Raw genomic sequence first — 11,639 nt, forward strand, 5'->3', positions numbered from 1 at the left:
CTCTGCCACCAATAATAATTTAGATCCCCTGAAGATGCACGCTAACTAACAACTTTTCTTGATGGCTTCTATAAAAGGAACCAGCCTGTTATATTTAACACGGTAAGAAACCCTGTTCGCCACCAGTCTAGCAGTGGCTTCAGCAATCTCATCGATAGCTACCAAATTGTTCTCCTGAAGGGTTCTACCGGTGGAAACCAGGTCGATGATCACCTCGGCCAGTCCCACTAAAGGCGCTAATTCGATATTTCCGGATAGCTTAATGACCTCTCCAGGCAAACCCTTGCTGCGCAGGTAGGACTCCGCAACCCGCGGAAACTTGGTGGCCACCCGCAGCTGTCCGAAGTGTGAAAGGTATCCGGAAAGCCCATCTTTATATAATTCCAGCTTTGATGAGGGAACAGCCACCACAAATTTGCACTGCCCGAAACCCAAATCCGCCAGCTCACAGATGTCCTTCCCCTGTTCCAGGATCACATCTTTTCCTGCAATCCCCAGATCAGCTGCTCCATACTCTACGAAAGTAGGGACATCAGCGGTACGGCAGATCAGATAGCGCAGCCCCCTCTCCGGATCATTGTATACAAGACGACGTCCGTTTTCTTCCAGATCTAACCGCAAAATTCCTGCATCCCTTAAAATCCCGGCTACAAGCGGCAGCAGGCGCCCCTTGGGAAGTGCAAAAGTTATTCTATCCTGGGTCATGTTGATCTCTCCACTTTCTCTTCTGAATTCTCCATCACCAGTATGAAAGGAATCCCCTTGCGGGAGGCACAGGCTATGGCCTCCTGCCGCGGGCGTTCCGAAAGATCCACTTCCACAATAAAGCCATTTGCCCTCAACTCCCTCGCTTTTTTAACAACCTCATCGATGTTGTCCCCTGTAATAAAATAATCGGGAGTCTGTTCGTCAAAGGGCAGAGCCTGCTTTTCCAGAGCATCCAAAACCCTGTCCATGGTCAGGGCAAATCCTGTTGCCGGGCAGGGATACCCAAACTTAGCTAAAAGCTCATCATATCTACCGCCACCACAGAGAGGGTACCCAACCCCTTCTGCATAGCACTCAAATACAAGCCCCGTATAATATCCCAATACCCGCAGCAGGGTCGGGTCAATGTTTACCTGTTCGCAAAAACCATGGTCGGAAAGGATCTTCCACACGCGGCGTAGACTTGCCAATCCCCGCTTGGCGGGTTCATCCTGGATTAAACCTTCAAGCTGGCCAAAGACCTCAAGACCACCATGCAGGTAAGGCAAAGCGGCAACAGCCTTCTTTTTATCCCCTGAAAGCTGAGCTCCTGCCACCAGACCCTCCCATGTTACCAGATCCTTTTTGCTCAAGGCAATCTTTGCCTGTTCCTGTTCTGCAGCGGAAAAGCCTGCCCCCTTCAATACACCTGCCAGGACATCAACATGCCCTACCGTAATCCGGAAGTCCTCAACCCCTGCCAGCTTCAATGCTTCTGCTGCCAGGCTGATCACCTCGGCATCAGCATCAGGGCCTGCTGCCCCCACCAGTTCCACACCGGTCTGGTAATACTCCCGCTGCCGTCCGGCATGGCTTTCCCGCCGGTAGACATTGGCAAGATAACAAAACCTCTGGGGAAACTCCTGGTCTTGCAGGCGTGTGCTCACCAAACGGGCAATGGGTGTAGTCATATCAGGCCTCAACACCATGATCTGCCCGCGGTCGTCAATAAACCGGTAAAGCTGGTTGTGGAGCATATCTCCTAAAGCCGGAGCCAGCACTTCATAGTATTCAAAGGTGGGGGTTACCACCTCCTGGTAGCCCCAGGAGCTAAAGAGTCTTAACAATTTATCCTCCAAATGCCGTTTGCGACGCGCTTCCCCGGGCAAGAGATCCCGCACCCCACCCGGCATCAGAACCGTACCTGAGTTTTCCATGTGCTTCCCTGCTTTCATAAGCAGCAGCTTCAAACAGCCTGCTGTTAACTAATTTTTTCATTAATCATATCATAAATATTGCATTGAGAAAACGCAGATAACAGGATTTTCTAGAAAAACCAAAGGAAAGTGGATCAGGGGGACGGTTCTTCTGATCCACTTTTGGAAATATCATGAGAACAAAAGGGAATGATTCAACATTAACCTCATTTTTTGATTATTTCAGGATAGACGGATATGATTGGTATCATAGGAGGTACTATGAAAAACTGCCCCCTAATTTTGGCATAATTATAAACAATCGTTATAGATCACGATAGTAAATCTGGATCAAGAGAACCGTCCCCTTGATCCACTAGGGCGCCCTTATAGGAAGGGGATCATCGATTAACCCTGTGCGTTTGAGCTTACTTGTGACTTTAACATCAACTGCTACCTGTGGCAGCCAGGTATCCCTCCAGTCATCCTTCACCTTTCCCCAGACCTCCGGGTGTTCACGGTAGAGCTTATCCCCCAGCTGCAAAAAATCGCTGCGCAGTTCCTGTGAACGCCTTATAGCTGCCTCTACATCTCTTTTTACTGCCTTCTCCTTTTCTCGCTCCAGTATTCTCAGGGTTTCCGGCTTGCCGACCGCAAGCTCACTTTTCTCCACACATCAGACATAGCCTTCATCGTAGATGTTGATTTGGAATCTGATGTTGTCTTTGGAGATTACCGGTTTGACCCGAACCGACGACTTTTCGGTCACCAGTGAACCCAAGGTGCCCTGTGATGGGGGAGGTACTGTATAAATACCTCCCTGAATTTTCCCCGATACCCAGAGAACCCCTCGCGCCTCGTGTGGTCCCAGATAGCCTACCAGTTTAGCCCCCCGAAAAACGCCGGCTCCTTCAAATACTATTTCCTTCTTTTCCGCTGCAGCCTTATTGCCATCTTCATCCTTATCCTCAACACTTTCACCGGCTATTTTCTCCTGCATGGGCTCTACACTGACAGCAGATGCTATGGCATCAGTCCCCTCCATACTCATGCCATTCAAAAAATCACCCAGCTTAATTGGGTAATGGGTAGGAGCCAAACGATCCCGGCGGTCCATCAACATTTTGATGGCCATACCGGGCACCTTTTCCTGGACAGGTGCTCCCTTTAACAAAATCTCCTGGGCACTCCCTTTCGCAACTATAATCCAGATAGAGCGGCGCATTTCCCAATGGCGGGCGAAAAAATCCATGATATGGGATACCCCCTCTTTCCCTAGACTTTCTCCCAGCACAACAGCATCTAACTGCTTGAATCGCACTGCACGGGGGCTTTCCTGGCTAATTTTTGCCAGGGCATCCGGGAGAGTCCGTCCCTTAACACTCAATACAAACACAGGGGGTTCACCACCCCCACCTCCAGTGCCACCATTCTTGGCCAGCGCGCTAGGGTTGACGATCTGGAAGGAAACCAGCAGGTCACTGCCAGCGCGATCAACACCAACCACGGAAATAAACGACATTTTCTCAATTTCTACCCGACTCCAGCATCCGGAATAGCTGACAACCATCATACTAATCACTAATAATAACGAGATAACCCGCATTCTAATTCTGGTTAACTTTGTCTTCATTCTTCTTTCCACCTCCTGAAGAGCCTTGCCTTCTGGCCATGTTGGCTAAATACAGTAGCAATGTAGTACCTCCTACCACTATAATTGCAAATAAAGGAAAATAGCGAGACATATAGAGTGTAACCTCATTGGTACCCATCCAACCCACCATTGACAGAACTACCAAAATAATGGCATAGGGCAGCACTAAAGATCTGTAGTCTTTCAGGTTAAATGTCTGGGTAAAGGTCAAGACAGACACATAATAAAATGTCGCCACCTTTAAACCCACTGTTGCCACCCAGACTCCCACCACCAGGGACTCGATGCGCTCCTAAAAAACCCCCTATGCCTACGGTCTTGGCAAACTCGTAAGTGGGAAAAACCATGCGCGAGGTTTCCTCATGACCAAATAGACCGATCAGTATCCCCACATCTACCAGCATCGCCAAAGATATAATTAAACTAACAGGCACAACTAGTTGCCTGGCTTCATTTGGCTGTCGAAGAGAAGGGATCAACATCAATAAGATCGTCCCCTCAGCGAAGAAAGCAAAAAGAATGAAACTTGCTTGCAGTATGTTCGGAATAGGGTGCGTAAAAATCGGTTTTAAGTTTTCAAAATTCACCTCGGGTAACCCCATAGCCACAATAGCTACGGCAACTAGCATCGAAAGGGGAAAAACAATATCATTAACGCGAGTGAAAACCTCTAAGCCCAGATATGCCGCATAAGCAGCTATTAACACGATCAAAATATTGAACACAACCAGCGGTGTTTCCGGCATGGTTTCTGTAACCAGCAGTGAACCAAAAGAACGGACAAGATAAGCATTGGTATGAAGAAAAAACAGGGCAAAAATTATTGCCACGGCCCGTCCCAGCCATGGACCCAGAAGATCAATGCCGTACTCAACCATGTTTTTCCCTGGATGGCGCAGTCCAACGGAAACCACCAACATCCCAAATAACAAACCGAAAACTCCTGCTATCAGAACAGCAATCCAAGCATCCTGCCCTGCTTGTTTTGCCATGAGAGCAGGAGCAATCAATACCATGCTGGCTAAAATAGAGTTAGCTAACAAAAAGATAGCCTGGCGCTTGGATATTTTTCCTTGCTCAATGCTCATCCTTTTCCTCCATGTAGTCCTGCGGGTTCACCCGGTGCATAGCAGTTTTTCGCCTCAGGGTCCCGTTTCACCTGGGGTGAAGCAGTCTTTCCAGAGGAGCGAAAATAAATTCTATAGCCCGGGTGGGGTTGGGGAGCGGCAAACCAAGAACTAAAGCCAGCGCTAAGACCACACCGATCAGTAGAAAACCACCGAAAGCGATGAGTTCCCGCTTCATCTGCTCTTCCATTAACCTGGGTACTTCATAAACAGCTACCCCGATCCCAAGCAGCAGCACCAATAACACCCTAATAAACATCGTGTACTCCCCTTTTCCTATCACTGCTTATCACATTGAACCGGTCGGGGTATTTACCCCGCTTTCCAGTCTGTTTTGTGTTCTATCTTGGCCCAACAAATGAGCTGCACTTCCTACTCTTCGCCGCCTAGTTCAGCTTTCCGAACTCTCCTGTTCCCCCTGATCTCCCCCATCCTGTCCGGCAGGACCTTTCTGGGGTGGTTCCGGACGCTGCCCTGGCGCCTGTCTTCTGACATTGGGAGAGCGGAAGAGACGTGGCCTACGGTCCATCGCCCACCAGGGAGCGCGATAAAATACATCCTGCCATTCCCCGGATACTGCCGGTGTAATTGGGTAAAGGTACGGAACTCCGAAGGAACGAAGTGAGGCCATATGCAGCAGCAGGATCATAAAGCCAAAGAAAATTCCTACCAGGCCAAATGACCCAGCGAGCAAGAGCATAGGATAGCGCAAATACCTGATCGCAATCGATGCCGAATAATTGGGAATAAGGAAAGAAGCAATAGCCGTCAAAGCAACAATGATCACGATAAAGGGGCTGGCAATCCCGGCAGTAACTGCAGCCTGCCCTAAAACCAATGCTCCTACTACACCCACAGCCTGACCCACAGAGCGCGGCATACGGGTTCCCGCCTCCCGCAGCAGGTCAAAGGTAACCTCCATGATCAGGGCTTCCACAACAGCAGGAAAGGGCACCCCCTCCCGACCTGCTGCCATACTCAACGCCAGTGATCCAGGGAGCATTTCCTGGTGGAAAGTGGTTAAGGCAACATACAGTGATGGCAAAGACAGGGTTAAAATCAGTGCGAACCAGCGGAAAGGGCGGATGTAGTCATGTCCCTCATAGTAATCCTCTGGGGACTGCAGAAATTCACTAAATACAACAGGTACAATGAGCACAAAAGGTGTGGTATCGACAAAAATGGCTGCTCTACCCTCCAACAGAGCCCCGGCAACCTTGTCCGGCCTTTCCGTGCGGTCCAGCAGTGTAAAGGGTGTCCAATAGTTGTCTTTAATAAAGTCCTCCAGATACCCACTTTCCAAAATGGAATCTGTCTCTATGGATTCCAGGCGTTTTTTTACCTCTTTCACTGTTGCCGGATTGACTATACCTTCAATATAGGCGACACAAATATCAGTTTTGGTGATTGTACCGATTTGCAACATATCGAAGCGAAGATTAGGTGTTCTGATCCGGCGCCGCAGGAGGGCGGTGTTTATGCGGATGGTTTCCGTAAAACCGTCCCGGGGACCCCGGACAAAGGATTCCGCTTTTGGTTCTTCGACCGAGCGCGTCTTCCACCCCTTGACTTCGATGGCTAAAGCTTCTCAGAACCGTCGACAAAGAGGATCGCAAACCCTGCAAGCAGCAGGTCCAACAGCTTTCCCATCTCTACTTCCTCTTTGACACTGTAAAATGTGACCAGCCAGTTGAGGATTAAATCATAGGGGTTTTGGGGCAGCAGTTCCGGATCACCGTTTTCCAAGGTGCGCATAATAAAGGGCTTGAATATCGACTCGCTGATCGATGTACTATCAACAAGTCCATCAATAAAAACTAATGCAACCCGGATTTCCCTGTTGGATCCAAAGTGGAAATGGCGCACAACAAAATCGCTGGTTTCAGCAAACAATTTTTTCATTAGCTCTACATTGTAATCAAGATCGGAACGGACGTACTGCTTCAGAACCTCTTCAGACGGCTGCAGGCCCTGAAGCCGCGACTGCATCCTGCGCTTTTTAACCTCTGAGGGTTTTAAGGGCTTTTTAAGCGGGCGAAACATCAGGAATACTCACCACCTTCCCCATCTATAGCATGATCTATGCTTCCTGTTTTTATGTCACTTGCTACACTTAGACGCAAGTAGCGGTAGGGAAATAAGATCTGAGGCAACAATAATACTATTTTTTGATATACCTGCCCATTTTATGCCCTGGCTATTTATTTCTGAGGTGACATTAATAAACTTGCAACAGTTCCGGTAAAAAGGAAACCATAGATAATGGACACTTACAAGGAAATTAGAAGGGAAGAGGTTTATTAATGAAAAGAAAAACCGCCTTAATGTTAACTGCTACAGCTGCAGTAACCATAATAATACTTGGACCATTTCTATTTAGACCATTAATCAGTAAAGCTAGCAATGCACAGCAGACAGAGTTATCCAAAACAGTAAAAGAGATTTTTGATACCCGGGCGCTCGCTATTGTCAAAAAGTCCGCCAAAGATGCAGTGTTATCCAGTTATGACACAACTGAGAAACTCGGCCAGTGGGCGCATTCCCATGAAAAAGCAAAAATGGAGTTTGTCGGGTTATGGATGAAAAAGCGAGGAGTACGTTTTACAGAAGCCAGGTCCGTAATCCACATACCCTGGTCCGAACTAGAGGGAAATCATGCCGAACTGATTGTTCACCAGACCCTACAAGTAGGTTATGTCTACCCTGGCAGCACTACTGTAAACCGTTTCGGAATCGGCACTCGCCACTGGATAAAAATGAAACGAAAAAAGGGAAAATGGCTCATCTGCCAGGACTTTTATACTGACGGTTTAGGTGATGATTCACTGGCACCTGAACCAAAACCAGCAGATGGTAGACCACCTCAAGGACCACCAATCAAGCGAACTACTCCAAAGATGGCAGCGGATATCTACGACCGCGAAAGATCTGTACATTATGCTGATAAGTACGCTGGCCTGGCATGGGGGGCAGGAAACAATCACCAGTATAACCCCCAATATGGTAATTTGAGCGCTATAGGCGGGGACTGCACTAATTTTGTATCGCAGTGCCTGTCAGACAAAAACGGCGGCAATCTACCTTTAGATGGAGGCTGGTTTTACCATTTCGACCAGGATGGTTTTTCTGGCAGCCAAGCCTGGGTAAGGGCTCAAAATTTCTGTGATTGGGTTCAATACAGCGGCCGCGGAACGTTGGTGGCCAGCGGCACCTTCCCGGAACTGATCAGTCCCACAAAAAAATACCCCAGAGGGGCTGTACTGGAACTGAATATAGGAGATGTAATCGGTTACGGGCTAAATGGTGAGATAGAGCATGTCGCAATTATAGTCGGGTGGGATTCGCAAGGGTACCCCCTGGTCAATTCCCATACTGTGGACCGCTATCACTGTCCCTGGGATATGGGGTACGACAAAAAAACGATCTTCCACCTCTTTCAGATTAATGGCTAATTAACGATGTAACACCAGGGAACTGTTCATCATATTATGATAAAAACGGGAGGGAGGAACCGGTATGTCCGATAACCCTGAAACCATTAATAATGTCGAAGCAAAGGCATTTAACCCATTTCAAAATTTTATAGGCAGGCTTGATAAAGATTTTCAATGCAAAGTAGTGAACGTTGAGTTCTCCTGCGGAGAATGCTGTAAAAAGGCTGTAGGGGGAATCCTGACCCTGATTGGACGAGATTTTATTGAGCTGACGTCTGATAATTCTTTTGAGGTATTAACATTTATACCAGGGGTAGCTACTCCATTTAGAGAAAGGGTCCGGGTCATTATAATACCTCTGGATCGGGTATGTAGTGTAGAAAGGCCATGTCCACATAAAAAACACGAAGACCACAAAGATTCTTGTTAGCCCTATGAGCGTATGGACCCCCTATGTCACCGCTACTGAAAACCCTTGTCATACAAAAATGAATCACTATGGAGCCGGGTAATAAGCAAATCAGGTTTAAGGGTAAAGGGCAGCCCTGCAAGCTGCCCACATCTGATACCTTGCTCAGGCAACTTTTACGAGTTGAGCCCACGGAAATCCCGTGGGCTCAACATTTTAGTCGTTAGTGGTTGGTCGTTAGTGGTTAGATTTCGTTGTTCGGAGTTCGGTCAAGACATGGGTAACACAAATGGTTCAACACATAGGTAACACTCCGGTAATACTCCATTATAATTTTAGATGAAATAATCTTAAGGAGCATCTAACGCCAAATTTTTTCCAATGACTAATGACTAACGACCAACCACCAACCACTACTACAGCATGTGATTGCCGTTGATCACCAGGCCGAAGCGGCAGTTGAGGAAATTGGCTGCTCTACGGCAAAGAAGCATTTTCACCATAAATATTTCGAAATATTCCATAACTGAGCAAATAGATGTATCGATCTTCAGGTTCATAATGATCTCCCGCTTCTCTGGGTCAGCGGTAAGGAAAGATTCCCGCGCAGCGTAATTGACGCGGTCACGGGTGGTGAAAGTGGCCTCATCTTCTTTGCGCACTCTGGTGTAATGGACATTGGATTTATCCGCCAGGATAACCGCTGCCGCCACATTGCTCACAGCAAAACCTGACCTTTCCTCGTGATTGCCGATCGCAGCAATTACAACAGCGATCTCCTCTGCAGGCATCCCCATGCGCATCAGGAGGTGAAAAGCCATCAGAGCTCCGCTCCGTCCGTGTTCATACCTGTTGACTACATTGCCTATGTCATGCATATACCCGGCGATGGCCGCCAGTTCAGCCTCTCGCTCCGGGTAGTCGAGTATCTTCAGGATGCGGTAGCTGAGATTGGCCACATGGTGGGCATGCTCTTCATCATGGGTGATGGCCAGCATTGTCGCCAGGTACTCATGTACCTTTTTCATGAGCACCTCTACATCCGGATTGTGCTGAACATCCTCAAGCCGGATCACAAATTTTCAACCCCTTTTTTAAAGCCCGGTGGGCGATGTCTCGTCGATAGTGCATCCCTTCAAAATGGATCTTCTCCACTCCGGCATAGACACTCTGCACCGCTTCCGCGATTGTGGTGCCAAAGCCTGTAACCCCGAGCACCCTTCCCCCATCGGTTACCAACTGCTCCCCTGTCAGTGCTGTTCCCGCATGAAAGTCCAGGACATTCGGGGGCAATTCATCTAACCCGGTTATCACTTTGCCCTTTGCATAGGAACCTGGATAACCCCCTGACGCCATAACCACACAGACAGCAGCACGGGGATCCCACTCCAGCTGTACATCATCAAGCCGCTCATCCACAACCGCCTCCATCACTTCAAAGAGATCAGTTTTCAGGCGCGGTATCACTACCTGTGTTTCCGGGTCACCAAAGCGGCAGTTGAACTCCAACACATAGGGGCCTTTTTTGGTGAGCATCAAACCTGCATAAATTACCCCTTTGTACTGAATCCCATCAGCCGCCAAACCATTGATGACCGGCTCCAATACATCTCGCAAAACCTGTGCATGGAGATCCTCAGTGTAAACAGGGGGAGGAGAATAGGCACCCATGCCACCTGTATTGGGACCCTGATCACAGTCATAAGCTCGTTTATGGTCCTGGGAAGCTGCCAGGGGTATGATGGTTTTGCCATCGGTGAAGGCGAGCACACTTACCTCCTCACCTTCCAGGAGTTCCTCTACCAAAAGTGAGCTGCCCGCTTCCCCAAAAGAGCGTTTTTCCATAATAAGCCTCACTGCGTCTTCCGCTTCTGCGGTGTCTTTAGCGATGATTACACCTTTTCCCGCAGCCAGCCCATCAGCTTTCACCACACAGGGGCCACCCAGTTCCCTCACAAAGCTGAGAGCCTTGTCAGAGTCCTGAAATACTTTATAGGCAGCAGTGGGTACTCCGTATTTGACCATCACATCTTTAGCAAAGAGTTTGCTCCCTTCCAAAAGAGCTGCTTTAGCCTGGGGGCCGAATAGCTTGAGACCCCGGGAAGCGAAGAGGTCCCCGATACCTGCCACCAGGGGGACTTCCGGCCCTGCAACGGTCAGGTCAATTCTTTCCTTCTCTGCAAAATCCGCCAAACCCTTGATATCTTCAGCAGCAATGGGGATGCACTCCGCATCCCGAGCAATACCCCCATTCCCAGGGGCACAGTATATCTTATCCACCCGCGGGCTCTTCTTTAGCTTCCAGACAAGGGTGTGCTCTCGCCCACCCCCACCCCACAACCAGAATCTTCATCATTTACCTCCTCACAACCTGTGACATAACCTGCCTGTCTAACCAGGGCAAGGCTTGCTTTATTGCTTTTAACAAAGTGTCAAACTGTACGGTTTAGCGTCATTCCTATGCTGCCCGATGCAGTTTTCCCCGCTTCCCACATCTCAATTTTGACAGGGGAACGGTTCTATTGTCACCTTTTACTGACTTTGGCTCCGTTTTCACTCAGGTATCACCGCTTAGGTAATTGGTGTCTGCTCGCATAATAGATGCCGGAGTTTGGAGGAATGCAACAAAAGCCATCCCCTGTGCACCTTCCTCTGTGCACCCTGAGCCGGATGTCAGAACCTGAAAACCTGACAAAATGACATTCTTCTTGTCAATCGTGACAAAAGGACCGTCCCCGTAACGGTTACCCGTAACGGTTAACGGTTAGTGTTTAAAGTGGCGTCTCCCGGTGAAAACCATAGCCACTCCTGCCGCATCTGCAGCAGCAATAACCTCCTCATCCCGGATGGAGCCGCCTGGCTGGATCAAAGCTGTGACACCGCTCTTGGCTGCATATTCGATGGTATCAGGAAAGGGTAAGAACCCGTCAGAAGCCATGACCGAACCCTCAGCCTTCTTGCCGGCCTTGGCTAGAGCGATCCGGGCAGCAGCCACACGGCCTCACCCTGTCCACCAGCCCGATCCCTATGGTCTGCCTCTCCTTTGCTCATCACCAATTCCATTGGAAGACACATGCTTCGTCACAATCCAGGAGAAAATCCAGGTCATCCCATTCATCTTCAGATTCGGTT

The 11,639-nt window shown here is 48.9% G+C and carries 9 protein-coding genes and 3 pseudogenes; 2 read left to right on the forward strand and 10 right to left on the reverse strand.

Annotated features, from left to right (window positions below; translation table 11 throughout):
- Window positions 1-45: 45 nt before the first annotated feature.
- The 7 genes and pseudogenes from hisG to SSCH_RS17655 form a co-directional block, all read right to left on the reverse strand.
- Complete coding sequence (gene hisG / locus SSCH_RS10370; RefSeq protein ID WP_044665397.1) at window positions 46-705, reverse strand: ATP phosphoribosyltransferase; 660 nt, start codon at window positions 703-705, stop codon at window positions 46-48.
- A complete protein-coding gene (hisZ, locus tag SSCH_RS10375) occupies window positions 702-1,937 on the reverse strand; it encodes an ATP phosphoribosyltransferase regulatory subunit (RefSeq protein WP_052835559.1) in 1,236 nt (411 codons plus the stop codon). The genes hisG and hisZ overlap by 4 nt, the downstream gene beginning before the upstream one ends.
- Window positions 1,938-2,259: 322 nt before the next feature.
- A pseudogene (locus tag SSCH_RS10385) lies at window positions 2,260-3,516 on the reverse strand (Ger(x)C family spore germination protein).
- Window positions 3,491-3,757, reverse strand: coding sequence for a hypothetical protein (locus tag SSCH_RS10390; protein ID WP_198142381.1), 267 nt, complete (start codon window positions 3,755-3,757; stop codon window positions 3,491-3,493). The pseudogene SSCH_RS10385 and the gene SSCH_RS10390 overlap by 26 nt, the downstream one beginning before the upstream one ends.
- On the reverse strand, window positions 3,726-4,625 hold the full coding sequence (locus SSCH_RS10395) for a GerAB/ArcD/ProY family transporter (RefSeq protein WP_044665401.1): 900 nt from the start codon (window positions 4,623-4,625) through the stop codon (window positions 3,726-3,728). The genes SSCH_RS10390 and SSCH_RS10395 overlap by 32 nt, the downstream gene beginning before the upstream one ends.
- Window positions 4,626-4,692: 67 nt before the next feature.
- Entirely contained in the window at window positions 4,693-4,923 is a 231-nt protein-coding gene (locus tag SSCH_RS10400) for a hypothetical protein (protein WP_044665402.1), read from the reverse strand.
- 132 nt (window positions 4,924-5,055) lie between these two features.
- Window positions 5,056-6,707 (reverse strand): annotated as a pseudogene (locus tag SSCH_RS17655) (spore germination protein).
- A 260-nt stretch (window positions 6,708-6,967) separates the two neighbouring features.
- On the opposite strand from SSCH_RS17655, the gene SSCH_RS10410 reads away from it, so the two are divergent.
- Both SSCH_RS10410 and SSCH_RS10415 read left to right on the forward strand, forming a co-directional pair.
- Window positions 6,968-8,116 carry an amidase domain-containing protein gene (locus SSCH_RS10410; protein WP_052835562.1) on the forward strand — a complete coding sequence of 383 codons (1,149 nt, stop codon included), beginning with the start codon at window positions 6,968-6,970 and terminating at the stop codon, window positions 8,114-8,116.
- A 64-nt stretch (window positions 8,117-8,180) separates the two neighbouring features.
- Window positions 8,181-8,528 (forward strand): hypothetical protein, encoded by a 348-nt coding sequence (locus tag SSCH_RS10415; protein ID WP_044665403.1) that lies wholly within the window; start codon window positions 8,181-8,183, stop codon window positions 8,526-8,528.
- Window positions 8,529-8,923: 395 nt separating this feature from the next.
- On the opposite strand, the gene SSCH_RS10420 is transcribed toward SSCH_RS10415, so the two are convergent.
- From SSCH_RS10420 to SSCH_RS10430, 3 genes and pseudogenes are all read right to left on the reverse strand, one after another.
- Complete coding sequence (locus SSCH_RS10420) at window positions 8,924-9,583, reverse strand: HD domain-containing protein (protein ID WP_198142382.1); 660 nt, start codon at window positions 9,581-9,583, stop codon at window positions 8,924-8,926.
- Window positions 9,570-10,860, reverse strand: a pseudogene (purD, locus tag SSCH_RS10425) (phosphoribosylamine--glycine ligase). The gene SSCH_RS10420 and the pseudogene purD overlap by 14 nt, the downstream one beginning before the upstream one ends.
- Window positions 10,861-11,271: 411 nt before the next feature.
- Window positions 11,272-11,502 (reverse strand): hypothetical protein, encoded by a 231-nt coding sequence (locus SSCH_RS10430; RefSeq protein WP_044665404.1) that lies wholly within the window; start codon window positions 11,500-11,502, stop codon window positions 11,272-11,274.
- Window positions 11,503-11,639 lie beyond the last annotated feature (137 nt).

It is taken from the genome of Syntrophaceticus schinkii (assembly GCF_000946815.1).
Classification (GTDB): Bacteria; Bacillota; DSM-12270; order Thermacetogeniales; family Thermacetogeniaceae; genus Syntrophaceticus; species Syntrophaceticus schinkii.